At 76.0% G+C, this 23,915-nt stretch carries 28 protein-coding genes and 1 other RNA gene; 5 read left to right on the forward strand and 24 right to left on the reverse strand.

Annotated features, from left to right (window positions below; all coding sequences use genetic code 11):
* Position 1: 1 nt before the first annotated feature.
* From N555_RS0111065 to N555_RS28285, 9 genes are all read right to left on the reverse strand, one after another.
* The gene (locus N555_RS0111065) at positions 2–958 is read right to left on the reverse strand and encodes a hypothetical protein (RefSeq protein ID WP_029431551.1); all 957 of its coding nucleotides are present in this window, start codon (positions 956–958) and stop codon (positions 2–4) included.
* A complete protein-coding gene (locus N555_RS0111070; RefSeq protein WP_029431552.1) occupies positions 955–1,818 on the reverse strand; it encodes an ABC transporter ATP-binding protein in 864 nt (287 codons plus the stop codon). The genes N555_RS0111065 and N555_RS0111070 overlap by 4 nt, the downstream gene beginning before the upstream one ends.
* Complete coding sequence (locus tag N555_RS0111075) at positions 1,815–2,666, reverse strand: zf-HC2 domain-containing protein (RefSeq protein WP_051683953.1); 852 nt, start codon at positions 2,664–2,666, stop codon at positions 1,815–1,817. Before N555_RS0111075 ends, N555_RS0111070 begins: the two co-directional genes overlap by 4 nt.
* Positions 2,663–3,190: an RNA polymerase sigma factor gene (locus N555_RS0111080; RefSeq protein WP_029431554.1), complete on the reverse strand. Its 528-nt coding sequence runs from the start codon at positions 3,188–3,190 to the stop codon at positions 2,663–2,665. The genes N555_RS0111075 and N555_RS0111080 overlap by 4 nt, the downstream gene beginning before the upstream one ends.
* 114 nt (positions 3,191–3,304) lie before the next feature.
* Positions 3,305–3,862: a hypothetical protein gene (locus N555_RS0111085; RefSeq protein WP_029431555.1), complete on the reverse strand. Its 558-nt coding sequence runs from the start codon at positions 3,860–3,862 to the stop codon at positions 3,305–3,307.
* Complete coding sequence (locus N555_RS0111090; RefSeq protein WP_029431556.1) at positions 3,859–4,521, reverse strand: response regulator; 663 nt, start codon at positions 4,519–4,521, stop codon at positions 3,859–3,861. Before N555_RS0111090 ends, N555_RS0111085 begins: the two co-directional genes overlap by 4 nt.
* Positions 4,518–5,687 (reverse strand): sensor histidine kinase, encoded by a 1,170-nt coding sequence (locus N555_RS0111095; RefSeq protein ID WP_034509836.1) that lies wholly within the window; start codon positions 5,685–5,687, stop codon positions 4,518–4,520. The genes N555_RS0111090 and N555_RS0111095 overlap by 4 nt, the downstream gene beginning before the upstream one ends.
* 85 nt (positions 5,688–5,772) lie before the next feature.
* The gene (locus N555_RS0111100; RefSeq protein ID WP_197028968.1) at positions 5,773–7,287 is read right to left on the reverse strand and encodes an adenylate/guanylate cyclase domain-containing protein; all 1,515 of its coding nucleotides are present in this window, start codon (positions 7,285–7,287) and stop codon (positions 5,773–5,775) included.
* Between the two features lie 47 nt (positions 7,288–7,334).
* Positions 7,335–7,511, reverse strand: a complete 177-nt coding sequence (locus tag N555_RS28285; protein WP_197028969.1) for a hypothetical protein — start codon at positions 7,509–7,511, stop codon at positions 7,335–7,337.
* Between the two features lie 135 nt (positions 7,512–7,646).
* On the opposite strand from N555_RS28285, the gene N555_RS0111110 reads away from it, so the two are divergent.
* Positions 7,647–8,021 (forward strand): YybH family protein, encoded by a 375-nt coding sequence (locus N555_RS0111110; RefSeq protein ID WP_029431559.1) that lies wholly within the window; start codon positions 7,647–7,649, stop codon positions 8,019–8,021.
* Between the two features lie 113 nt (positions 8,022–8,134).
* Positions 8,135–9,892 (forward strand): DUF2207 domain-containing protein, encoded by a 1,758-nt coding sequence (locus N555_RS0111115; protein WP_029431560.1) that lies wholly within the window; start codon positions 8,135–8,137, stop codon positions 9,890–9,892.
* A 13-nt stretch (positions 9,893–9,905) separates the two neighbouring features.
* Here the strand turns inward: N555_RS0111115 and N555_RS0111120 are convergent, their stop codons facing one another.
* Positions 9,906–10,601, reverse strand: coding sequence for a dienelactone hydrolase family protein (locus tag N555_RS0111120; RefSeq protein WP_029431561.1), 696 nt, complete (start codon positions 10,599–10,601; stop codon positions 9,906–9,908).
* Between the two features lie 79 nt (positions 10,602–10,680).
* Here N555_RS0111120 and N555_RS0111125 point away from each other — a divergent pair, with 79 nt between their 5' ends.
* A complete protein-coding gene (locus tag N555_RS0111125; protein WP_029431562.1) occupies positions 10,681–11,193 on the forward strand; it encodes a DinB family protein in 513 nt (170 codons plus the stop codon).
* Between the two features lie 20 nt (positions 11,194–11,213).
* Here N555_RS0111125 and N555_RS0111130 read toward each other — a convergent pair whose 3' ends face one another.
* The gene (locus tag N555_RS0111130; RefSeq protein WP_051683954.1) at positions 11,214–12,218 is read right to left on the reverse strand and encodes an alpha/beta hydrolase; all 1,005 of its coding nucleotides are present in this window, start codon (positions 12,216–12,218) and stop codon (positions 11,214–11,216) included.
* 69 nt (positions 12,219–12,287) lie between these two features.
* Positions 12,288–13,151 carry an alpha/beta fold hydrolase gene (locus tag N555_RS0111135; RefSeq protein WP_231502717.1) on the reverse strand — a complete coding sequence of 288 codons (864 nt, stop codon included), beginning with the start codon at positions 13,149–13,151 and terminating at the stop codon, positions 12,288–12,290.
* A 134-nt stretch (positions 13,152–13,285) separates the two neighbouring features.
* On the opposite strand from N555_RS0111135, the gene N555_RS0111140 reads away from it, so the two are divergent.
* Both N555_RS0111140 and N555_RS0111145 read left to right on the forward strand, forming a co-directional pair.
* On the forward strand, positions 13,286–14,230 hold the full coding sequence (locus tag N555_RS0111140; protein ID WP_029431565.1) for an alpha/beta hydrolase: 945 nt from the start codon (positions 13,286–13,288) through the stop codon (positions 14,228–14,230).
* A gap of 85 nt (positions 14,231–14,315) precedes the next feature.
* Entirely contained in the window at positions 14,316–14,723 is a 408-nt protein-coding gene (locus N555_RS0111145) for a cupin domain-containing protein (RefSeq protein ID WP_029431566.1), read from the forward strand.
* On the opposite strand, the gene N555_RS0111150 is transcribed toward N555_RS0111145, so the two are convergent.
* From N555_RS0111150 to N555_RS0111200, 12 genes are all read right to left on the reverse strand, one after another.
* Positions 14,720–15,466, reverse strand: coding sequence for a hypothetical protein (locus N555_RS0111150; protein WP_029431567.1), 747 nt, complete (start codon positions 15,464–15,466; stop codon positions 14,720–14,722). The genes N555_RS0111145 and N555_RS0111150 overlap by 4 nt on opposite strands.
* 111 nt (positions 15,467–15,577) lie before the next feature.
* Complete coding sequence (locus N555_RS0111155) at positions 15,578–15,949, reverse strand: GatB/YqeY domain-containing protein (RefSeq protein ID WP_029431568.1); 372 nt, start codon at positions 15,947–15,949, stop codon at positions 15,578–15,580.
* Between the two features lie 82 nt (positions 15,950–16,031).
* Positions 16,032–16,407: a transfer-messenger RNA gene (ssrA, locus tag N555_RS27415) on the reverse strand.
* 366 nt (positions 16,408–16,773) lie between these two features.
* A complete protein-coding gene (gene corA, locus N555_RS0111160) occupies positions 16,774–17,916 on the reverse strand; it encodes a magnesium/cobalt transporter CorA (protein ID WP_029431569.1) in 1,143 nt (380 codons plus the stop codon).
* Between the two features lie 231 nt (positions 17,917–18,147).
* Positions 18,148–18,675, reverse strand: coding sequence for a carboxymuconolactone decarboxylase family protein (locus tag N555_RS0111165; RefSeq protein ID WP_197028970.1), 528 nt, complete (start codon positions 18,673–18,675; stop codon positions 18,148–18,150).
* Positions 18,672–19,547, reverse strand: coding sequence for an SCO6745 family protein (locus N555_RS0111170; RefSeq protein WP_029431571.1), 876 nt, complete (start codon positions 19,545–19,547; stop codon positions 18,672–18,674). The genes N555_RS0111165 and N555_RS0111170 overlap by 4 nt, the downstream gene beginning before the upstream one ends.
* A gap of 10 nt (positions 19,548–19,557) precedes the next feature.
* Positions 19,558–20,016: a GNAT family N-acetyltransferase gene (locus N555_RS25870; protein ID WP_034509839.1), complete on the reverse strand. Its 459-nt coding sequence runs from the start codon at positions 20,014–20,016 to the stop codon at positions 19,558–19,560.
* Entirely contained in the window at positions 20,013–20,846 is an 834-nt protein-coding gene (locus tag N555_RS25875) for a GNAT family N-acetyltransferase (RefSeq protein ID WP_051683956.1), read from the reverse strand. Before N555_RS25875 ends, N555_RS25870 begins: the two co-directional genes overlap by 4 nt.
* Positions 20,847–20,982: 136 nt before the next feature.
* Positions 20,983–21,366 carry a VOC family protein gene (locus N555_RS0111185; protein WP_034509842.1) on the reverse strand — a complete coding sequence of 128 codons (384 nt, stop codon included), beginning with the start codon at positions 21,364–21,366 and terminating at the stop codon, positions 20,983–20,985.
* Entirely contained in the window at positions 21,363–22,253 is an 891-nt protein-coding gene (locus tag N555_RS0111190) for an amidohydrolase family protein (protein ID WP_029431574.1), read from the reverse strand. Before N555_RS0111190 ends, N555_RS0111185 begins: the two co-directional genes overlap by 4 nt.
* 21 nt (positions 22,254–22,274) lie before the next feature.
* The gene (locus N555_RS0111195; RefSeq protein WP_029431575.1) at positions 22,275–22,955 is read right to left on the reverse strand and encodes a GNAT family N-acetyltransferase; all 681 of its coding nucleotides are present in this window, start codon (positions 22,953–22,955) and stop codon (positions 22,275–22,277) included.
* Complete coding sequence (locus N555_RS0111200) at positions 22,952–23,875, reverse strand: NADP-dependent oxidoreductase (protein WP_029431576.1); 924 nt, start codon at positions 23,873–23,875, stop codon at positions 22,952–22,954. The genes N555_RS0111195 and N555_RS0111200 overlap by 4 nt, the downstream gene beginning before the upstream one ends.
* Positions 23,876–23,915 lie beyond the last annotated feature (40 nt).

Genomic DNA, 23,915 nt, shown 5'->3' on the forward strand with positions numbered 1-23,915 from the left:
CTCACAGCGGGTCCAGCCAGCCCAGATCGGTGTCGAGGGTGAGCACCTGCCCGCCGAGGCCGAGGAGGACGAGAGCGAGGCCGACCGCGCCCACCGGCCGCGTGCGGCGGTCCCGGCCGCTGCGGGCCAGCGCCAGGGCGGCGAGGAGCGACGCGACGCCGACGACGAACACCAGGTGCAGCGCGTAGGAGGGCAGGTCCCGGTCCAACCCGAGGTATCCCGGGACGAGGTCGCCGGGACGCCCGACCGCCTGGTGCGCAGCGAGCTGCGCCGGGGACGGGTCGGAGCCGAGGTCCGCGGCCACCACCGCGGACCGGGACAGGGCGAACAGGCCGAACGGGGCGTAGAGGAACGTGTAGAAGTCGAAGGAGAAGAGCGCCCACCCGAGGAAGCCGAGGACCGCGCCGACCGTGCGGGAGCGCACCAGCCGGGCGACGGCGATCCCGGCGACCCAGGAGCAGGCGACCGCCAGCGGGCCGCCGAGCAGTTCCAGCAGCGCGGGTTCGAACGTGCTCACCCACGGTCCGTCGCCCAGCACGGCAGTGCCATGCGCCAGGACCGCGGTGTCCTGGACGCCGAAGACGGCCAGCCCCATGAGCGTGGGGACCAGCGCGCCGGCCAGCAGGCCCACCGTCCGCTCCCAGCCGCGGGCCGGGGTGCTGGCGAGCAGGTCCGCAGCCGGCGGCGGACGGTCCCGCAGGGCGGCGCCGTTCGCCACCAGGAAGGCGACGAACGCGAGCGGGCCCACCGGGAACTCCCACGCGGCGTAGTGCTCGCCGTACGCGCCGGGATCGGTGAACGCGCCATCGGAGTCGAACCACCAGACGATGGCGAGCGAACCCGCCAGCCCGGCCCACAGCAGCGGGCTCCGGAGGGCGCGGCGGATCTCGGCAGCGACCAGCGCCCGGACGGTGTCCCCGCCGACGACGTCCGACCGGGCGGGCAGCACCGCGATCACGACACACGCTCCGCGGACGACGCCGCGCTGGTGAGCAGCAGGTAGCCGTGCTCCGGCCCCGCGGGGACCAGGTCGGCGCCGGGCGGCGGCGATCCGACGTTCCGGGCCCGGCCCTCCGGGGTGCGCCAGGAGACCGTGGCGCCCGGGTCTGCGGCGTCGGCGTCCCAGACGCGGCCCTCGGCGAGCGCGGCGAGCCCGGCGGTCGGGCCCTGGAAGCGGACGCTGCCGCGGTCCATCACCACCACGCGGGGGCACAGCGCGGCGACGTCCTCGGTCAGGTGGGTGGACAGCAGCACGCAGGTGTCGGGCGACAACCCCGCCAGCACCTCGCGGAAGCGCAGCCGCTGCTCGGGGTCCAGGCCCACGGTGGGCTCGTCGAGGACCAGCAGTTCGGGGCGGCCGAGCAGGGCCTGCGCCAGGCCGACCCGTCGCCGCATGCCACCGGACAGGGCCCGAATGCGCTGGTGCGCGCGGTCGCCGAGCCCGACCTCGTCCAGCACCCGCCGGACCTCGGCGTGCCGCGCCGCCCGGTCGGTCATCTCCTTGAGCACCGCCACGTAGTCGACGAAGGCGAACGCGGTGAAGCCACCGAAGACCGTCGACTCCTGCGGCAGGTAGCCCAGCCGGCGGCGGATCGCCAACCGCCCCGACGGGTCGGCGGGGTCGTGGCCGCCGACGCGGACCTCGCCGCTGCTGGGCGACAGCGCCGTCGCGACGATCCGCAGCAGCGTCGTCTTGCCCGCCCCATTGGGGCCCAGGAGCCCGGTGACACCCGCCGGCAGGTCGAGGGTGACGTCGTGCAGCGCGGTCGTGCCGCGGTAGCGCTTGCCGAGGCCGGTGAGGACGACGGGGTGGGTCATGTCCTGCTCCTGTCCGCGAAGGCGGTGCGACGGGTGACGGCGACGGCGAGAGCCAGGACGGCAGCGCACAGCAGCGCCACCTGCCCCGGCGGGCGGAAGGCGATCGAGCGCTCGAGCGCGGCCAGCAGGGGCAGCTGCCGCGGTGGTCGCAGCGCGCTCCAGGAGGCGGCGAGCCACAGCAGCGTGAGCAGCGTGGCCACCCGGCGGGGGTCGCGGCGGGCGGAGAACGCGAGGGTCAGCGCGCACAGGGCCAGCGCCGGCGCCAGCCACAGGACCGCCGGCCGGCCGCTCCCGGGCAGCGCGAGGGCCAGCAGCCCGGCGACGGGGAGCGTGGCGGCCGCGACGGCGGCGGTGCGCAGCACCAGCAGCCGGAACCTCGGGTAGGGCACCGTGCCGGCCACGTCACCGGCGAGGTCGTCGACGGCGCCGTAGGCCAGCGCGACGCCGGCGAGCGGCAGCAGGGGCGCGACGACCACGAACACCGCCGTCCCGGCGCGCCCGCTGCCGAGGTGGGAGGCGAGCACGGCGAGCCCGAGCAGGCCCGTCCCCGCCGCCCACCAGGCGAGGTGCAGCGCGGGCGCCGCGACGAGCAGCCGGACCACGTGCGGGGGCAGCACCCGGGCGAGCAGCCGCTCGGCCGCGGTCGCGGGCTCGGTGTCGACGCCCCGGCCGATCGCCGCCCAGGTGCGGTCGTGGGCCGCCCGCTCGGCCGGGGACACGGTCGCGGCGACGACCGCCCGGCACGACGCGCACTGCAGCAGATGGGCCTCGACGGAGGCCGCCGCCACCTCGGGGAGGGCGCCGGCGCGGTATCCGGCCGACGTCCCGGGGTCCACGTGCCAGGTCATGTGAGTGCCTCCTGCATCTGGGCCCGGGCGCGGGCCATCCGGGTGCGCACGGTCCCGGCCGGCAGCCCGAGCAGCCGGGCGGCCTCGCGGCTGGTCAGCCCGTCGAGCACGACGGCCCGCACGACGGCGCGCAGCTCCGGGGACAACCCGTCGACGGCGGCGGCGAGGTCGCCGTGCTCGACGGCCAGCAGGACCTCGTCCTCGGCCGACGGCGCCGGCGGGGCGACCAGCAACCGCAGCGGGAGCGGGCGCCGTGGCCGCACGGCCGACAGCAGCCGGCGGATGCCGATCCCCCAGAGCCACGCGGCCACGTCTCCGGTACCGCGGTAGCCGGTGGGGGTCCGCCAGACGGCCAGGAAGGTGTCCTGCAGGACCTCCTCGACGATCCCCTGGTCGCCGCAGCGGCGGGCCAGCCGGGCGCGCAGCCAGGGGGCGTGCCGGTCGTAGAGCTCTCGCAGCGCCTCGCGGTCGCGGTCGGCGACGGCCGTCAGCAGCTCACCGTCCGAGCGCGGCTCCTGCCTCATGCTGCACCTGTAGCTCCGGAGGCCCCGAGGTGTTCGCTGCCGCCGGAGCGCCCCTCGGGATCGGAGTGTCCCGGCGGGGGCGGTGCGGGGACAGGGTCCGTGGGACGCGCCGGGTCAGGCGCTCCCCGGCCGAGCTGAGCGCCGGCCCCGGGCGGTCCGCCCCCACGGCTTGGCCACCGACAGCCAGACGGCGACGGTCAGGGCCACGATCGTGACCGTCGGCGGCATCACCAGGCTGCTGACGTCGATCGACGGGGACCCGCCCGCGGCCAGCTCCCGGCCCTGCTCCCCCGCCCGGCGCATCCCCGGGCCGAGCAGCACGATCACCAGCGTGCTGAGCACCAGGTTGATCGCCAGCTTGACGGCCACCCACCAGTAGCGGAGCAGCCCGTACGGCGTGCCGAGCCCCAGCAGAACACCGCTGAGCAGGCACACCAGCCCCACGACGGTGAGCGGCCAGATCGCGAAGAGCTCGAACGCCTGGAGGCAGACCGCGCGCAGCCCGGTGTCGTCCGTGGTGAGCGCGATGACGACCAGGATGCCCAGCACCAGGTCCATGCCGATCCACGCACCGCCGGACCACAGGTGGACCCCGAGGGCGGCCCGCCGGTGCACCCGGCGCATCGCCCAGCGGGGCGCCCGCCGCACCGCGACCCCGGACCCCGCCGTCATGACACCGGCGGCAGGACGAGGCCGGCCCGCACGGCGAGCACGACGAGCTGTGCCCGGTCGCGGGCGCCGAGCTTGGTGAGCGCCCGCCCCACGTGGGTGCGTACGGTCGCGGGGCTCAGGAACAGCTCCGCGGCGATCTCGTCGTTCGACCGGCCGGTGGCGACCCAGGCGACGATCTCCCGCTCCCGGGCCGTCAGCGTCTCGACGGCGGCGGGGCGGTCGGTCGCCGACAGGTGCCGGGCGAAGAGCCCGACCACCCGCCGGGTCACCGACGGGGAGAGCAGCGCATCCCCGGCGACGACGGTCCGCACCGCGTGCACGACCTCCTCCGCCGCCCGCTCCTTGACCAGGAACCCGCTGGCCCCGGCCGCGAGCGCGTCGACGACGTACTGGCCGATCTCGAACGTCGTCACCACGACCACCCGGGTGCGGTCGAGCCCGCCGTCGGCGGCGATCCGGCGCAGCACCTCGATGCCGTCCATCCCCGGCATCCGCACGTCGAGCAGGAGGACGTCGGGGTGGTGGTCGCGCACGAGGGCCAGCGCGCCCTCGCCGTCCGCCGCCTCGCCCACGAGCGCCAGGTCCGCCTCGCGCTCGAGGAGGGCCCGCAGTCCCATCCGGACGAGCTCGTCGTCGTCGGCCAGCGCGACGGTGATCACGGGGACTCCGCCGATCCGCCGGAGGCCGCGGGCACCGTGGCGGTGACGGCGTAGCCGCCGGCCGGGCGCGGCCCCGCGACGAGGTCGCCGCCGACCAGACGCAGCCGCTCGGCGAGGCCGGCCAGGCCGGAGCCCGGCGTCCCCGGCCGGCGCCCGGTCGCCGGCGGGGTGCCGAGGTCGGTGACGGTGACCCGCAGCAGGTCGCCCTCGAGGTCGACGGTCACCCGCGCCGGCGCCGCGCCGGCGTGGTGGATGACGTTGGACAGGGACTCCTGCACGACGCGGACGACGGCCTCGTCCCGGGCCCGCCCGGTGCCCACCGCGCGGACCGCGGGGTCGACGGCGAGCTCGACCGGCAGCCCCGCGCGACCGGCGCGGTCGACCACCTCGGCCAGCTGCCCGGGCAGGTCGAGCGGGCCCCGCGGCGGCGAGCCGGCCCCCTCCGGCGGAGCGCCGAAGACCTCGAGGGAGGCGCGGAGCTCCGTGAGCGCGGCCCCGCTGGCGGCGCGGATCGCGGCGAGGGAGGTCCGGGCCTGCGCGGGCTGGTCGTCGAGGGTCAGCAGCGCGACGTCGGCCTGGAGGGCGATGAGGGCGAAGCCGTGGCCGGCGACGTCGTGGACCTCGCGGGCCAGCCGCATCCGCTCGGCGGTGACCGCGTCGGCCACCGCCTGGTCCCGCCGCGACCGCTCGGCGTCGGCACGGAGCCGCAGAAGCGCGCCCAGCGACCAGGGCAGCAGCAGCCAGCTCGCCGTCCACGCGATCGCCACGGCACCCGGGAAGAGCTGTCCCGAGTCGCCGGTCCGGGGCGCGACGGCCACCCCCACGACGACCGCCGCGACCCCGCACCCGATGGCGGAGCGACGCAGGCCGGTCGTGCGACCGACCGCGAAGAAGGCGATCAGGAGGCAGATCTGGACGGGCCCGTAGGGATAGCCCACCGCGAGGTAGGTCGCCGCGGCCGCGACGACCACGGCCAGGGCGAGCGGCGGGAACCGGCGCAGCCACGGCAGCGCGACAGCCGCGACCGCGGCCAGCAGCAGGCCGGCCGCGTCGAGCCGGCGTGAGGGGTCCTGCAGGCGCTGCGCCATGACCGACCCGAAGACGACGACGCCGACGGCCAAGAGCGCGAGGGCGGTCCTGCGCCTGCCGTTCACCGGGGCGGCCACGGGCCCAGGCTAGGGACGCAGCGGCCCGCCGGCGTCAGCATCTGGACGTAGATCCGGCTGCGCCCGGCGACCGACGACCGTGCCGTCAGCCGCGCACCCAGGTCCGCGTCGGCTCGCCTCGGCCGCGCAGCTCCACCTCGCGGTCGGGCGTCCAGTGGCCGCGCTCGTCGCCGCCGGCCGCCTGCACCGCGGGCTCACTGGCGACGGCCCGGCCCGCGGAGTCCTTGGCCAGCTCGGTGAGCCGCGCCGCCTCGTTCACCGGGTCGCCGATCACCGTGTACTCCAGCCGGCTGGCCGCGCCGACCTGACCGGCCCACACCGGTCCGCAGGCCACCCCGACCCCGACGTCGACCTCGCCGGCCGCGCGGACGGCGTCGCAGATCCGGCGGGCGGCCCGCAGCGCCGCGCCGGCCGGGTCCGGGTGGTCGGTGGGCGCCCCGAAGACGCACAACGCGGCGTCGCCCTCGAACTTGTTCACCAGCCCGCCCTCGTCCTCGATCGTGTCGACGACGACGGCGAAGAAGCGGTTGAGCAGGCCGACCATCTCCTCGGGCCCGGTCCGGCGGACCAGCGAGGTGGAGCCGGCGATGTCGACGAACAGCGCCGCGACGGTGCGCAGCTCGCCGCGGAGGGAGACGCCGTCGGCCAGGGCGCGCTGGGCGACCGTCGTCCCCACGTGCCGGCCGAACAGGTCGCGCAGCTGCTCGCGCTCGGCGAGCCCGGCGGCCATCGAGTTGACGCCCTCCTGGAGCAGGCCGATCTCGCCGGCGTCGTCGACGACGACGCGGACGGAGGGGTCGCCCTCCCCGACCCGCTGCACGGCCCGGCGCAGGTCGCGCAGCGGCGCCCCGACGGCGCGGGCGGTGAGCAGCGTGGCCAGCAGGCCGACCAGCAGGGCCACGACGACGAGGAAGACGACGGCGGCGGCGCCGGGCCCGCCCGGGTTGGTGGGGTCGACGAACAGCAGCACCACGCCGACGAGCGGCACGCCGCTGGTGATGCCCCAGGTGAGCACCAGGCGGGGACGGACACCGAGGGCCAGCCGGCCGGTCGGGGGGTGGGCGGCCAGCGCCCGGGCGGTGACCGCGCGGGCGGCCCGGGCGACGAGCAGGTAGGTGACACCCGCGGTGACCGCCCCACCGAGGACGACGGCCACCCCGACGCGGATGCCGACGCGGGCGTCGGGGAAGACGACTGCGGCCACCGACCCCACGAGGACCGCGCCGACGAGCCAGATCGCCAGGGCGACCAGCGCGGTGTCGACCGGCAGCCGCAGCGCCCGGGCCGCCTCGGCGGCGGTCGGGGCGCGGCCGGCCAGCAGCCAGGCGTTGGTGGCCCGCTGCCGGCGCAGCCCCGCCCAGATGCCGGCGGGGAACGCGACGACGAGATAGGCGAGCGCGGTGGCCAGGGTCGGCGTGCGGCTGGCGTCGGCGTCGCCGCCCACCCCGAGGAGCAGCAGCACGACGGTGCCGACGCCGACCAGGTTGGCGACGACGACGAGCGCGACGATGAGCGGCACGGCGGTGCGGCCGCTCGGCGCCCATGCCAGCAGGGCCCCGGCCCGCTGGACGGCGCCGGCGGTCCGCGGGATCCCCGTCACCGGGTCATGATCGCGGAGGGACTCCGCGACCGCGCGCCCCGAAGGGGTCAGAGGGCGAACGCGGCCTCGAGGTCGGCGAGGTGACCGGCGGCCAGCGCGCTGTCGGCGGCGGTGGTCAGCCAGCCGGCGACCAGCAGCAGCGGCCAGGGCTGTTCCGAGTCCAGCGACGCCGTCGCCGCGACCGTGCCCGCCTGCGCCACTGCCCTGCATGCCGTGTCGTACATGACCGGCTCCCCTCGTCGGATACCCAGGGGATCGGCAGGGCGCCGGTGCACCTCCAGCCGCGACACACGAACCGACCCCTTCGAGGGAGGCGTGGGGCGCGATGACATCCGCCGTTCACAGCAGTCACCTCTGCCATGGACCCGACGGAGGACGTGCGGCAGGCGCTGGCGGAGTGGGCGGAGGCGGTGCGCGCGGCGGACGCCGAGCGCGCGGTCGCCGGACGGGACGTGGACGTCGTCCTGTTCGACGTGGTGCCACCGGCGGTCGTGGCCGGCCGGGCCGCCTACCGGGCCAGCTGGGAGCTGTTCTGGGAGGCGCAGGGCCGCGGGCAGTTCGACGTCTCCGCGCTCACCGTCGTCGCCGGTGAGGACGTCGCGTTCGCGTACGGGCTGATCACCATCGGCGCCCCGGGCAGCGAGGGCTTCCCCATCCGGCTGACGGTGGGCCTGCGCCGCGACGGCGACCGGTGGCTGGTGCAGCACGAGCACCACTCCCCGCCGCCGGGCTGAGCGTCGCCGCCCCGAGCGGAGCCGCCGGACCGGCTCCCGCACCCGGGGACGAATCGGCCGCAGTCACGGTCCGGCGGCCCGTTCCCGGGACATCCGTGCTGTAAGAGGAGGGCATGGCATCCGCGTCCTCCCCCGCCGTCCGCCGGCGCCGCCGCACCGGCCTCGCGCTCGTGGTCCTCGTCGCGGTGGTCCTCGCCGGCGTGGCGGCGGTCGTCGCCGCCCTGGCCGGCGAGGAGCGGGTGTCCCGGCTGTGGATCACCGCCACGGTCGCCCCGGACGGCAGCGCCCGCGTCGTCGAGGTCATCGACTACGACTTCGGCGCCGAGGACCGGCACGGCGTCCTCCGCGAGGTCCCCGACCTGGACGCCGACGCCCCGGTCGAGGTCTCCTCGCCGGACGCGCCCGACGACGTGAGCATCGAGCCCGGCGACGGCACGACGCTCATCCGGGTCGGCGACCCCGACACCACGGTCTCCGGCGAGCACCGCTACACGATCAGCTACTCGCTCACGCAGGTCACCGCGGACGGCGAGCTGGCCTGGGACGCCGTCGGCACCGGGTGGGACGTGCCGATCGACGAGGTCGAGGTGCACGTCGTCGCGGCGGCCCAGCTCGAGCCGCGGCGCTGCGTGCGCGGCAGCGAGGGGTCCACCGACCGGTGCGCGATCTCCGTGCGCGACTCCGGGGAGCTCGTCGTCCGGGCGTCGGACCTGGCCGCCGGGGAGGGCGTCACCGTGTACGCGGCCGAGAGTGCGGCCGGCGACGCGACACCGGAGCCGCCCCGGCCCCCGGCCGCCGCGCCGCCGCCCCCCGGCGCCGATCCGCTGGCCGTCGGCGCGGTGGCCGGGGCGCTGGCCCTCCTCGCCGGGCTGGGCACCCTCCGGCTGCTGCGCCGTGCCGGGCGGGAGCGGCTCCCGGCGACCGGGATGCCGGCGGCCGCGACCGGTGCCGACGCGCGGATCGACCTCGACGAGCTCGCCGCGGCCGCCACTCCGTCGCCGGAACTGCCGGTCGCGGTCGGCCCGGCGCTCGGCGGGGTGCTGCTGGCCGGGTCGGTGGCCGACCGGCACCGGGCCGCCTGGCTGCTCGACCAGGCGGCGACGGGCGCCGTCGAGCTGACCAGCGACCCGGGGCTGCCCGACCAGGTGGTGCTGGTGCGGCGGGCCGCGGGTGCGGGCGTGGCCGCGACGGTGCTCGACCAGGCCTTCTCCGGCCGGGACCGGCTGGCGCTGGGCAGCTACGACCCGGCGTTCGCCGCGGGGTGGACGCAGGTCGGCGAGGTGCTGGAGGCCGAGCAGAAGTCCTCCGGCCTGTGGGACGTCGCCTCGGAGAAGCGGGCGCGGCGCGTGCAGTGGCTGGGCCTGCTCGTCGGCGTCGTCGGCATCGCGATCGCGCTGGGCGGCGCGGCGCTGGCCGGGGACTCGGTCGCCGTCCCGCTGCTGCTGGCCGCGGTCGGCGGGGTCCTCGCGGGCATCGGCGCCGCCGCGTTCCTGCGGGGTTGGGAGCTGCGGGTGCTGACCCCCGAGGGCTCGGCCGCCTGGCTGCAGGTGGAGTCGCTGCGGCAGTACCTGGCCGGGTCGCCGCAGGCCGCGATCGACACGGCCGTCGCCACCGGCCAGGTCGGGCGCTACACCGCGTGGGCGATGGCCCTGGGCGAGGCCGACCGGTGGGCGGAGCTGGCGCGGACGGCCGCGGTCCCGGCCGGGCGCCGGCGCGACCCGTACCTGTACTACGCGGGTTACGGCCCGGTGTTCCTGACCGGCTGCGGCCGCACCAGCGTGGCCCCGTCGTCCTCGTCGTCGGGGTCCTCGTCCGGGAGCAGCGGCAGCGTCGGCGGCGGTTCCGGCGGCGGGGGCGGCGGCTCCTGGTGAGCCGCCGCGCCGGTCAGCGCAGGTGCTCGCCGAAGAAGGCGAGGATCCGCGCCCAGGCGTCCTCGGACTCCGGCCGGGAGTAGGCCAGCCCGGCCGTCCGCTCGACGAAGCGCAGCGGCCACGGCGTCCCCCAGTCGTTCATGAACGAGTGGCCGACGCCGGGGTACTCCTTCACGTCGTGCGGCACCCCGCCCGCGGTGAGCTGCGCGTCGAGTTCGGCAGCCGCGTCCGGCAGCATGCGGTCCGCCGCGCCGTAGCTGGCGACCGTCGGGCAGGCGGCGGCGAGCTCCGCGCGGTTGCCGGGCCAGATGCCGTAGTTCGGCGCCGCGGCGTCGAACACCCCGCTCGGCGCGGTCAGGAGAGCGAACCCGCCCCCCATGCAGAACCCGACCGAGCCGACCTTCCCGGTGCACCGGTCGTCGGCGCGCAGGTGCGCGGCCGCGGCGAGGACGTCGTCGACCGCCGGGCCCGAGCCCTTCCCCACCGACCGCAGCGTCGTCACGACGCAGGCCAGCCGGTTGCCCCGGCGGAACAGCGCCGGCGCGATGGCCAGGTAGCCGTTTGCGGCGAAGCGGTCGGTGATCCGCCGGAGGTCGTCGGTCATGCCGAAGGCGTCGTGGACCACGACCACCCCGGGCCACGGACCCTCGCCGTCCGGGGTGGCGGCGTAGGCCGGGAGCGGGCCGGCGGGGGCGTCGAACGTCGTCATCGGCACACCGGGATCCTGCGGCACCGGCAGATCGGCCGCCCGTCGGTGCTGTCGGGGGCCGGTGACAGCATCGACGCCCGTGACCAGTCCCGACCGCGCCATGCCCCCGCTCGACGCCGACGAGCGCGCCACCCTCGAGGGCTGGCTCGACTTCTACCGCGCCACGCTGGTGGCGAAGACCGACGGACTGACCGACGAGCAGGCCCGCGAGACCGCCGTCCCGCCGTCACCTCTGACCCTGCTGGGGCTGCTCCAGCACATGGCGGAGGTGGAGCGGAACTGGTTCCGCCGGGTGCTGCTGGGCGAGCCGGTGCCGCCCATCCACGACCCCGACGCCGATCCGGCCGGCCCCGACGGGGGCTTCGACCTCGCGCCCGGCGCCACGGTCGCCGACGCACGGGCGACCTGGGCGGCCGAGGTCGCGCAGGCGAGGGAGAACTGCGCCCCGCGCCCGCTGGACTCGACGAGCCCCTTCATGGGCGGCGCGGTGACGCTCCGGTGGATCTACTCGCACATGGTCGCCGAGTACGCCCGCCATGCCGGCCACGCCGATCTGATCCGCGAGCGGATCGACGGCACGACCGGCGTCTGAGCCGGGTGGCGTAGCCGCCGCTAGCCGGCGAGCACCTCGCCGCGCCGGGTCGGGTGCCCGTCGTCGGCGCGGGCCTGCGGCTCCAGGGCGGCGTGCAGCTCGGCGCAGACCTCGCCGAGCGCCTGCGGCGCGCTCCGGCAGATCTTCGGGAACGACAGGTAGCCGTGCGGCATGCCGACGTAGGTCGTCGTGCGCACCGGGACGCCGGCCGCCTCGAGCGCGGCCGCGTAGCGCAGCCCGTCGTCGCGGATCGGGTCGTGCTCGGCGACCTGCACCAGCGCCGGGGGCAGGCCGCTGTGGTCGCGGGCGAGCAGCGGGGAGGCGTAGGGGTCGCGGGCGTTCTGGTCGCCGAGGTAGTGCGCGCGGAAGGCCACCATCTCGGCCTCGCTGAGGATCGGCGCGTCCGCGTTCTCCGTGATGGACGGGCTCGCGAACGTCATGTCGGTCGCCGGGTAGAGCAGCACCTGCAGCGAGATGCGCGGGCCCGACCGGTCCCGGGCCATCAGCGCGACGACGGCCGCGAGGTTGCCGCCGGCGCTGTCGCCCATGACCGCGAGCCGCTCGCCGTCGGCGCCGAACTCGGCCGCCCGCGCGGCGATGTCGACCAGCGCCCGGTAGCTGTCCTCCGCCGCGGCCGGCCAGCGGTGCGCCGGCGCCAGGCGGTAGTCGACCGAGACGACGACGGCACCGACGCTGCGCGCCACGTTGCTGCACAGCCAGTCGGCCATGTCGAGCGAGCCGAGCACCCAGCCACCACCGTGGAAGTTCACGACCAGCGGGAGCGCACCCGAGGCGCCCTCCGGCCGGTACACGCGGATCGTCAGCGGACCGGTCTCGCCGGCCGCGGTGTCCTCGGTGATCCGCACGCCCGCCGCCACCCCGCCGAGCACCAGGTCGAGGACCGGGTTGTGGCCGATCACGGTCTGCTGGGCCTTGCGGATCTGCTCGTCGTCCATCCGCGAGATGGAGTTGGCCCGCCGGAGCAGCCGCCCCAGCACCCGTACCCGCAGGTCCAGCTGTGCCATGTCGAGTTCCCTCTCCGCTGCCGACGCCGTCCCGAGGCACCGTAGCGAGTTCCGGTGGTACCGGTGGGCTCAGTTCCCGTCGACGGCGGCGAGGTGCTCGGCGATCAGGCGGGTCAGCGGCGCCACGACGGGGCGGCCCATCGCGTGGCCCATGCCGGGCACGGTGACCAGACGGGCCCCGCCGATCACCGAGGCCAGGTGGGCGGCGTGCGGCGGCGGGTTGATCGGGTCCGCCGGCGCCTCGATCACCAGCGTCGGCACGCGGACGGCGGCCAGCTCCGCACCCCGGTCGAGCCCCGACTGGTCGGCGAGGGCGTGCGCGGCCGAGGACACCGCCGTGCCCGCGTGGGCGATCTCCCGCTCCTCCAGGGCCCGGAACTCCGCCGGGTCGAACGGGACGACGTCGCCGTTGAGCAGCCGCCAGTGCTCGACCCGCCAGTCCAGCTCCGCGGCCTCGTCGCGCTCCTCCCCCATCGAGTCCCAGAACTCGAGCAGGCGGGGGTCGACACCGGGCAGGTCGGCCCCGTTGCTCCCGTCGGCGTCGGCGAGCCCGGCACCGAGCGCCGAGGTGGCGAAGACGGTGGCGCTGAGCAGCCGGTCGGGGTGGTCGAGGAGCAGCAGCTGCACGAGCGTGCCGCCCATCGACATCCCGACCACGTGCGCCCGGGCGATGCCCAGCCCGTCGAGCAGCCGGACGGCGTCGGTGGCCAGGTCGCGGATCGCGTAGGGGCGGACGTCGAAGGCGCGGGTCGAGCGCCCGGTGTCGCGGTGGTCGTAGCGGATCACGCGGTGCCGCTCGGCGAGGGCGTCGACCAGCTCGTCCGGCCACGTCAGGGCCCCGGCGTTGGCGCCCATGACCAGCAGGACCGGTGTCCCCGCGGGGTCGCCGCGCTCCTCGGCCCAGAGCTCGGTGCCGGGGGCGATGGGGACCATGCGCTGCACCCGGCCGAGCCTGGCAGCCGGGTGCTGCGCCGTCGACCGGTTTCCGGCAGGGGTGCCACAGCACTCGCCGGCCCGCCAGGATGGCCCGCGTGCCCGCACCGGGTGCCGGAGTCAGGAGACGACCCATGACGGAGACAGCGCAGTCGCCGGTACCGCTCCCGTCCAGCGTGAGCGAGGCGGCCCGGCAGGTCCTCGCCGTCCCCCGGGTGGCCGCGGACTGGCCCGCCCAGGACGACGTCGAGGGCTGGGAGCGGCTGGTCGCCGCCAGCGACGCCTCCCTGCAGGAGCGGTTCCCCGCCGACGCCTTCCCCGTGGACGTGGAGGAGCGGCAGGTCGGCGGGGTGCGCACCTTCGTCGCCCGCCCGCCGGGGACCCCGGACGACGCCGGTCCGGTCTACCTGGACGTCCACGGCGGGGCACTGATCATGGGCGGCGGCGAGCTGTGCCGGTCGTTCACCGCCATGACGGCCATGTCGACCGGTCTGACCACCTGGGGCGTCGACTACCGGATGCCGCCGCGACACCCCTATCCGGCCGGCCTCGACGACTGCGTCGCCGTCTACCGGGCGCTGCTCGAGGTCCGCGAGCCGGCCGACGTCGTCGTCGGCGGGGCGTCGGCGGGCGGCAACCTCGCCGCCGCGCTCGTGGTGCGGGCTCGGGAGGAGGGCCTGCCGATGCCGGCGGCCCTGGTGCTGAACACCCCCGAGCTGGACCTCACCGAGTCCGGCGACTCGTTCACCACCAACCTGGCGTTCGACAACGTGCTCGGCCCCCTGCTGGAGGTCAACCGGCTGTACGCCGCCGGCGCCGACCTCGCCGACCCGCACCTGTCGCCCCTGTTCGCCGACGTCACCGGCTTCCCGCCCACCTTCCTGCAGGCCGGCACCCGGGACCTGTTCCTCTCCAACGCCGTGCGGATGCACCGCAGGCTGCGGGCGGCCGGGGTGGAGGCCGAACTGCACGTGGGCGAGGCCATGCCGCACGGCGGGTTCGGCGGCACCGCTCCCGAGGACGTCGAGCTGGCGGCCGAGCGGCGGCGCTTCGTCGACCGGCACCGCCGCCGGGACTGAGGCCCGTCCGGGTGCTGTCCGGGGGCTTGTGCGGGCGGGCGGCCGGGAGAACCCTCGGGCCGTCCGCGATCACACGGAGGCTGCGGTGAGCGATGAGGTCCGGCTGGTGCGGCCGGAGGACCGGAGCGAGGGTCACCCGACCCCCGGCATGCACCGCGAGGAGGCCGTCGCCACCGGCGGGATGTGGGCCGGGCACGTCACGACCGGCGCGGGCGTGGCCTCCGGCTGGCACCACCACGGCGAGTACGAGTCGACGATCTACGTGGTCTCCGGCGCGCTGCGGATGGAGTTCGGACCCGGGGGCGCCGACGTGCTGGAGGCGACCGCGGGGGACTTCCTCTACGTGCCGCCCCACGCGGTGCACCGCGAGCTGAACCCGGCCGAGGTCGAGTCCACCCTCGTCGTCGTGCGGGCCGGGTCGGGCGAGGCGGTCGTCAACGTGGACGGGCCGGCCCCGGCCGCGGACGGCGGGGCCGGCCCGGCTGCGGGCTAGACGTCCCCCTGCGCCTCGTAGGCCTGGTCGAACAGGTCGCTGAACGCCGCCTCGTCGAGCGCGGCACCGTCGGGCGCCACCTGCGAGAGGAAGACCATCCGCCGGCCCTCGACGGCGACGGCCATCAGCGCGTTGACCGCCGCGCCCGTCCCGTCGGGGGTGCCGACCGTCACGGTGAAGGCGACGCCCTGCGTGACGTCGCCGACCTGCGGAATCTCCAGCGGCCGCAGGTCGAGGCTCCCGGTGGTGCCGTCCGGCGCGGTGATGTCGACGTGCGAGCAGCGGTCGAGGAAGGTCTCGAAGTCCGCCGCGGAGCCGGCCTCGACCTCGCCGTCCTCGAGCAGCATCTGGACGGTCAGCGTCCGGGGCGTCTCCGCGGACCGCCCGGCCACGGCGTCGAACTTGACCGGGTCGGGCTGGATCTTGCCCAGCCCCTCGGTGCACTCCGCGGGCGTCAGGGTCACGCCCTGCGGCAGGACGCCGGCACCGGAGGCGGAGGCGGAGAGCTCCCGGACGTCCACGTCGGTGACGGTGGCCGCCGGTCCGAACGCGTCCTCGGGGAGCAGGCCGGCGACCAGGTCGTCGTCGGTCGCCGGGGTGTCCTCGGGAGCCGGGGCCGACGACTCCAAGGCCGGCGCAGCGGCCTCGCCGTCGTCCTCCTCCGCACAGCCGGAGACGGCGGACAGGAGCAGCGCTCCGCCCAGGGCGACGGGGAGGGCGCGGCGGCGCAGCATCGCGGTCATGGGCCGGAAGCTAGGTGCGCACGGACCGCGGGAGCGCGGCGAACCGACCGGATGCCGCCCATCGGGTGACTCCGGCTCGCCGACGTTCCGTATCCGTGCTGGACTGACAGGTCACGTGGCCAGGTACGCCCGGAGGGCATCGGCCTCGCCCCGGAGCCGGGCCGCCGCGTCGGGGCGGTCGACCTCCCAGCGCGCGGCCTCGGTGTCCCGCTCGTCGACCTGTTGCCGCAGCAGCGTGCGGACCTCGGCCAGCGACAGGGTGCAGCGTTCGGCCTCGGTGGCACCGACCCCCGCACGGGCGCCGGCGACGTGCGCGCTCCCGTCCTCCGCAGCCGTCGGGGCGACCTCGACGGCCTCGGCGTTGTCGATGGCCGCGAGCGCCGTCCGTAGCGCGGAGACGGCCTCCTTCTCCCGCGCCTTCATCGCGGCGCGGAGGTCGGCACGGAGCGTGGCGCGCAGCTGCGCCGCCGGGTCGTCGGTCATGGGCTCGGAGTCTGCCGGTCGCCGTCCGGATGCACGAGAGCCCCGGGCGGACTCTCGTCCGCACCGGGGCTCTCGTGTTCAGGGGTGGAGGTGGCGGGAATCGAACCCGCGTCCTACGACGCATCACCAGGGCTTCTCCGAGCGCAGTCCGCTGTGCCTCTACTCGGCCCCGTCGATCCCGCGAACAGGTCGACGTGACGGGCCCAGTCGCTGTGTGGTGTCCCACACGCATCCGCGACCGGTGCGTGCGGTGAGTCATCTAGCTGATGCCAGGATCCGGGTCGATGACGAACCCGGGCTGACAGACTCGTCTAGCTGCTATCAGGCAGCGAGAGCGAAGTCGCGCTGATTGGAATCGGCGCTTGTGTGTTGTGCAACGGATCGTTAACGAGATGATCGTTGCCTTCCTCGGCTCGCTTCCCCTGGTCACCCGACCGCAGTCGAGACCAATCACCCCCTGTGCAGTTATGCATCGAGGGTAACGGCTGCGTCCAGCCCGGTGTTCCCGCGCCTCGCCGCCGCCTGCGTCGCGATCGCCCCGCCGGCGCAGCTCTTGCGGTGTTTCTCGCCCATCTGCGGTGTTGCAGCGCCGCACGAGCACGAGAAGCACCGCAAGGGACGCCGGTACGTCTCCTCCGTCCCTGCCCGGCACCCGTTGCGGGTGTTGCTCGTCCATTGGGAGTTCTGCAGGACCAGCGATGCGCGAGGAACACCCCCAACGGGGTGCCGACGCCAGCTCTTGCGGTGTTCCCGCTCGACCCGCGGTGTTGCAGCGCCGCAGAAGCACGAGAAACACCGCAAGGGACGCCGGGACGGACGGCGCGCTAGATCCAGCCGCGGCGCTTGAAGATCGCGTAGAGGGTGACGCTGACCCCGAGCATCAGCACCAGCGCGAACGGATAGCCCAGCCGCCAGTCGAGCTCCGGCATGTGCTCGAAGTTCATGCCGTAGACCCCGCCGACGAGGCTGGGCGCGAAGAGGATGGCCGCCCAGGCCGAGATCTTCTTGACCTCCTCGCCCTGCGCGATGCTCGTCAGGGTCAGCTCGCGGATCTCCTCGTTCTGCCGCTGCGCCACCAGCGTCGCGTTGACGGTGAGGATGTCGCGCAGCTGCAGCCGGAACCCCTCGACCCGCTCGATCACCTGCGCGACGTGGTCGGCGACGTCGCGCAGGTAGCTGCGCAACTCCTCGTCGACGCCGTACTTCTCGAAGCCGGCGGTGATGGCGCCGAGGATGCCGGCCAGGGGTGCGGCGGCGCGCTGGAACTCCAGCACCTCCTGCGACAGCTCGTAGATGCGCCGCGAGGCACCCGGGTCACCGGCGAAGACCTGGACCTCGATCTCGTCGATGTCGTTGGACAGGCCCGCGACCACGGGCGAGTACCCGTCCACGACGGCGTCCAGGATCGCGTACAGCACCGCCTCGGGGCCCTTGGCCAGCAGCGCCGGCTCGCTCTCCAGCCGGCGCCGCACCCGCGACAGGTCCGGCGACTCGCTGTGCCGCACGGTGACGGCGAAGTCGCGGCCGAGGAACAGGTGCAGCTCGCCGAACTCCACCTCCTCGGTGGCGTCCAGGTACCGCGCGGCCTTGAGGACGACGAACAGGGTGTCGCCGTAGCGCTCGAACTTGGGCCGCTGGTGGGCCTGGATGGCGTCCTCGACGGCGAGCTCGGGCAGTCCGTACTGCTCCGCCAGCTCCCCGAGCTCGGCGGGCTCGGGCCGGTAGAGGCCCAGCCAGACCATGCGGTCGTCGAAGCCCTCGGTCAGCCACTCGTGGCTGTCGGCGGCCGTGTCGGGGGTGGCCACCCGCCGGCCGCCGGCGTAGACGGCGTTGTCGACGATCCGTGAGGGGCGCTCGGTGGCCGGCTCGGGCTCAGCGGGGACGGCGAGGGGACGGCGGACCACCTCGGCGCGCGGGCGGCGCAGCGTGGTGAGGGCGGTGAGGGGCGCGAGGCGACGTTCGACCATGACGGACTCCCGGGACGCTGGTGCGACAGGACGCAGCGGAGGTCCTCCGCACGCGGCGCGGCAGCGTCAGGCGGGGAGGACCTCGGGACTGGGACTGGGCGGCTCGGTGAGCATGCGCGTCCTCCTCCCGGGTCGGTCGGCCGGCGTCGAGCGGGCCGTCGTCCATCGTGACACGCCGCGGGCGTCTCAGCCGCCGGTCAGGACGGAGATCACTCCCCCGTCACCCGCTGTTCAGCCGGCGATCTCGCCCTCCGGCGGCGGCACCTGCAGCGCCACGAGGAACCGGGACACCATCGCGTAGCCCCCGACCAGCGCGGTCAGCTCGACCAGGCGGCGGTCGTCCAGGTGCTCCCGCACACCGGCGAACACCTCGTCCGGGACGGCGACCCCGCGGGTGGAGGCGTCGGTGAAGGCGAGGACGGCGGCCTGCACCGGCGACCACGCCCCGGCGCCGTCGGGCCGGCGCAGCGCGTCCAGGTCCGCGTCGGTCAGGCCGGCGCGCCGTCCGATCGGCTCGTGCGCCGCCCACTCGAACGCCGCGCCGTTGAGGACGGCGATCCGCAGCACCACCAGCTCACGCAGGTCGGCGGGCAGGGTGGTGCCCGACCGCAGAGCACCGAGCAGCGCGTTCCACCCCTCGGCGACGGGCGGGCTGTGCAGCAGCAGCCGGTCGAGATCGCTGAGCTCGCCGCCACGCCGGACGCGGAGCAGGTCCGCCGTCGGGCCGTCGTCGGCGGCCCCCGGCAGCCGCTGGCTCACTTGCCGAAGACGCCGTCCGGGTATGCGCCCGCCCCGGCGATCCGGGCCGACAGGGGCTTGGCCAGCTCGACCACGCGCGTCGTCCGCTCGGCGCCCAGGTGCGCCCACGGCTCGACGGCGAGCGCGTCGGTCTCGGCCTCGACCTGCGCCCGGAGCTGCTGGCCGGCCTCGGTGAGGTCGCCGTCGACGACCAGGTCCCGCTCGGCCAGGCGCGCCAGGGACGCCGCCCACTCCTCGTCGGTCCAGCCGCGGAGCGCCTGGGCGGCGGCCGGGGTGAAGCCGCGGCCGGTCGCCGAGTGGCTCTGCAGCGCCTCGATGCCCGACAGCCCGTGCCCGACGAGGACGGCGATGTGACCGTCGCCGCGGTGCTCGCGCAGCAGCGTCGCGCCGTGCCAGGCCTGCAGCAGCGGCTCCTCGGGCCAGGGCTGGTCCGCGTGCCCGGCGTAGAGCGGGCGCCCCTCCGGCGTCAGCACCGAGCAGGCCTCGCGGAGCAGCCCGGCCAGCTCCTCGATCTCCGCGGAGCCGGCGGCGTCGCCGAGCAGCCGGGTGAGGGAGGCGCGGGCGGCGTCGAGCCGGGCGGCGATCACCTGCTCCGGGCCGGCCAGCGTCCAGGCGCGCGGGATGTGGCGGGCGACGATCGCCGGGGAGAAGTTGTAGAAGGTCGCCGTCACCGTGCCCGGGCCGACGGCGCCCATGGGGGCCGCGCGGCCGGCGAAGTAGCACATCCGCCCCGGCCGCAGCCCGACGGCGCTGAGGTGCTCGTCCTGCTCGGGGGCGAAGTAGAGGTGGTTGTGCAGCGGCTCGGTGGCCCGGTGCGCCCGGTTGGCGAGGGCGGTGTCGACGGCGGGGGCGGACTGATCGGCGCTGACCATGGGCCGCACCCTACTGAGCGCCGCCGACCGCCCGCCGGTGGAGCAGGTACTCACCGTCCTCCCCGGCCGGCTCGAACCCGGCGGCCGGGTAGAGGCCCCGCGCCGGGTTGTCGCGGTGCACCCCGAGACGCACCTCCGCGAAGCCGGCGGCCGCGGCGTCGCGGTCGACGGCGTCCAGGAGCCGCCGGGCGAGCCCCCGGCGCCGCGCGGGCGGCAGCACCTGCACGGTGGTGACGAGGGCGGCGTCCCCGTCGGGCCGCCACGTGACGAACCCGGCCGGCCGCCCGGCGAGCTCGAGCACCGTGGTGGTCGGCAGCAGCGTGCGCCACAGCGCCCGGTTGCGGTCCAGCGCGCGGGTCCAGTCCCCGAGGTGGGCCGGCTCGACGTCCTCCATGTAGGCCCGCTCGGCCGCCTCGATCAGGTCCAGGTCTCCCTCCGCTGCCGGCCGCAGCGTGACCGGCCCGGTCATCCGCGGACCGGGCGGAGTGGCAGGGCCCAGGAGGTCCACGTGCGGTCGGTGCGGAAACCCAGCCGCTCGTACAGCCCGAACGCGCCGGTGCTGTTCTCGGTGTCGACGTCGAGGGCGGCCCGCTCGAGGCCGGCCGCCGCTGCCGCCCGCAGCGCCGCGCCGATCACCGCGGACGCGATGCCGCGCCCGCGGGCGCCCGGCAGCACCCCGATCTGTCCCAGGTGCGTCGTCGGCACGCCGGTCGCGCGGGTGTCGGCCTCGACGACGTAGGCGAGCGCATAACCGGCGACCTCCCCGTCGGCCAGCGCCAGCACCGACAGGTCGGGGCGGAACGCCCGCTGCCCGGTGAACCAGTTCCGCCAGGCGACCTCGTCGCGCTCGACCGAGCCGTGGTGCTCGGTGAACGAGGCGTTGTGTGCCCGGCGCACGTCCTCGTCGCGCTCGGCCGTGAAGGGGACGAGCTCGACGCCGGCCACCGTCCGCGGCTCCGGCAGGTCGGTCAGCGGCCGGCGCATGACGGCGTAGTACCGCTCGGCGGTGAAGCCGCGCCGCCGGACGAGCGCCTCCAGCGCGCCCATCGTCGGGTGCACGTGCACGACCAGCCGGGCGGACGCCTCGGGCTCGAGCGCGGCGTGCTGTTCGGTCCCCCGCGCGATCTGCCAGTCCAGCAGCCGCCCGCCGATCCCCCGTCCCCGGGAGTCGGGGGCGACCCGGCCCTCCAGCCACACGCGGAAGGCGTCTCGGACACCCGGCGAGGAGATGGCGGTCGCCCAGCCGACGAGCCGGCCGTCGTCGGCGCAGACCGCCCGGCCGTCGCGGTCGAGGTCCACCAGCTCGCTGCCCCACCACTCGGCGAGGTCGGCGGCGTCCTCGTGCTCGCCGGTGGCGTCGACCGGTTCGGCGGCGGGAGCAGCTCGGCCGCCGCGGCCGCGTCGTCCAGGGTGAGCGGGCGGGTCGTGAGGCCGGTCATCGCAACGGCGTGAAGAGGCAGAAGGGATGGCCCGCGGGATCGGCGAAGACCGCCACGTCCTCGTCCTCGTCCCGGTAGCCACCCAGCCGCCGAGCCCCGAGCGCCTCGGCGTGCGTGCAGGCCGCCGCCATGTCGCCGACCTCGAAGTCCAGGTGCGTCTGCATCTGCTGGGTGCCCGGTTCCGGCGGCCAGACCGGTGGCACGTGCTCGGTCTCGAGCTGGAAGGAGAGCCCGGGGCCGCCGACCGGGCGCAGTGTCGCCCAGTCGTCGGTGTCGTCGCGGATGGGCCAGCCCAGCAGGTCGCGGTAGAAGCGGGCCAGGCCACGCGGGTCCGGCGTGCCCAGGACGGCGGCGGTGAAGCGGATCTCCGGGGTGGTCACGACCCGATCGTGAACAGCCGCGCGCCGTTGTGCCACAGGACGGCGCGCAACCACTCCTCCCCCAGCCCGAGTCGATCCAGTGCAGCCAGCTGGTGGGCGTACGCGTAGGGGATGGTCGGGAAGTCGGTCCCGAGCAGCACCTTGTCCCGCAGCGCCGCCAGCCGTGGCAGGTCCGCGCGGTCGAAGGGCATCAGCCGCTCGGTGAAGTCGGTGGCGAACATCGTGGTGTCCAGGTGCACCCGCTCGAAGCGCTCCGCCAGGTCGAGGAACTCCCGGTACTCGGGCATGCCGAGGTGGGCGATCACCAGCTGCAGCCTCGGGTGCCGGTCGAGCAACCCGGCCATGGGCTCCGGGCCGGTGTGCCGCCCGGCCAGTGGTCCCGAGCCGCAGTGGATCACCACCGGCGTCCCGGTCTCGGCCAGTCGGCTCCAGACCGGTTCCAGCAGCGGGTCGCGGGGGTCGAAGGCGCCCACCTGCACGTGCACCTTGAACACCTGCACGCCCCGGTCGAGCGCCTCGGCCACGTAGACCGGCGCCTCCGGCTCCGGGTAGAAGGTGGCCGAGCGCAGGACCTGCGGGTGCTCGTCGGCGAACTGCGAGGACCAGTCGTTGAGCCAGGCGGCCATGCCCGGCCGGTGCGGGTAGGGCAGCGTGGAGAACGCGCGGACGCCGAGCCGGTCCAGCACCGCGAGCCGCTCCTCGACCGGCAGCGCGTAGGTGATCGGCCAGGCCGCGCCGTAGTGCTCCTCGGCCCGGCCGAAGTACGCCCAGACCTTGGCCTGCACCCGCTCGGGCAGGAAGTGCACGTGCACGTCGACCAGGCCGGGCAGCCCCAGCTCCCGCCAGTACCGCGGGACGTCGACGTCGTCGTCCGGGGGTGCCACCACGGGATCCGACCCTAGATCGGATCAGCCGGGCACGCGGGCCGCGGCGAAGGTCACCGACCGGCGGCGGCGGAAGCCCAGCGACTCGTACAGCGCGACCGCCGGGTTGTCCGCGGCCGCGTGCAGGAACGGCTGCTCGCCCCGCTCCCGGATGCCGTGCACCAGCGCCCGGACCAGCCGCGTCGCCAGCCCCCGGCCGCGGGCGGCGGGGTCGGTGCAGACGGCGCTGATCTCGGTCCAGCCGGGCGGGTGCAGCCGCTCGCCGGCCATCGCGACGAGAGCACCCCCGTCCCGGACGCCGAGGTAGGTGCCGAGCTCGATGGTCCGGGGCAGGAACGGCCCGGGGCGGGTCCGCTCCACCAGCGCCAGCATCTCCGGGACGTCGTCGGCGGTCAGCCGGACGGCCTCGGCGTCCGGGGCACCGACGACACCGTCGTCCACCAGCTGGACTCCGGCGACCTGCCAGGTGACCGGCCAGCCGTCCGGTGGGGGTGCGTCGAGGCCGGCGAGGGGTACCAGGCCGCCGGGGCCGACCAGCACCGCGGCATCGGCCCAGTCCTGCGCGGTCGGCGTCGACGACGGCATGCCGAGGAACGGGGTCACGTCGGCCGGGTAGCGGAGCACGTCCCCCCGCCGTTGGGCGAAGTGCGCGTGCGGCCCGGTCAGCGCCGACCAGGCCGGTCGGTCGAGCGGGTGCGGGCTCACGGGACGGTGACGACGACCTTGCCGCGCACGTGGCCCTCGGCGACCAGCCGCTGCGCGTCGGCGGTCCGCTCGAGCGGGAAGGCCCGGGCGATCGGCACCCGCAGCTGTCCGGCGTCGGCCATCCGGCCGAGCTCCTCGAGGTCGTGCCGCTCCGGTCGCACGAACACGTACCGGCCACCGAGGTCGCGCACCCCCGGGTCCACCACGCTGGCCAGCCGGCCACCCGCGCGCAGCTGCTTCGGTGCGTCGGCCAGGGCGTCGCCGCCGATCAGGTCGAGGACGGCGTCCACCGGCTCCGACAGCTGCTCGCTGACCGGGCCGGCCGAGTAGTCGATGCACTCCGCGGCACCGGCGTCGCGGAGGAAGCCGTGGTTGCGCGGGCTGGCGGTGCCGATGACGTGCGCGCCCAGTGCCACGGCGATCTGGACGGCGTTGAAGCCGACCCCGCCCGCGGCCCGGTGCACCAGCACGCGGTCGCCCTCGCCGACCTCGAGCGCCTCGGTCAGCGCCTGGTAGGCGGTGAGCCCGGCGAGCGGGAGGGCACCGGCCTCCGCGAACGACAGGGACTCCGGCTTGTGCGCCAGGCAGCGCTGCGGCGCCGGCACGAACTCGGCCTGCGTGCCCCACTGGACGTCGTCCCGGCGGACGTAGCCGAACACCTCGTCACCGGGCGCGAAGTCCACGACCGCGGGGCCCGCGGCCTCGACGACGCCGGCGACGTCCCAGCCCGGGACGATCGGGAACCGGTGCGGGAAGAACGACCGCAGGCCGCCCGCGCGGATGCCCATGTCGACCGGGTTGACCCCGGCCGCGTGCACCCGCACCAGCACGGTGTCGGGGCCGACCGGCGGCTCGGGCAGGTCGTCGCGCAGCTCCAGGACGTCGAGGTCGCCGAACCGGTCGTAAGCCACACCGCGCATGCCGATCACCGTAGGCGGGTGACCCGGCGCGCCGAGTGCG

It is taken from the genome of Blastococcus sp. URHD0036 (assembly GCF_000701365.1).
Lineage (GTDB): Bacteria > Actinomycetota > Actinomycetes > Mycobacteriales > Geodermatophilaceae > Trujillonella.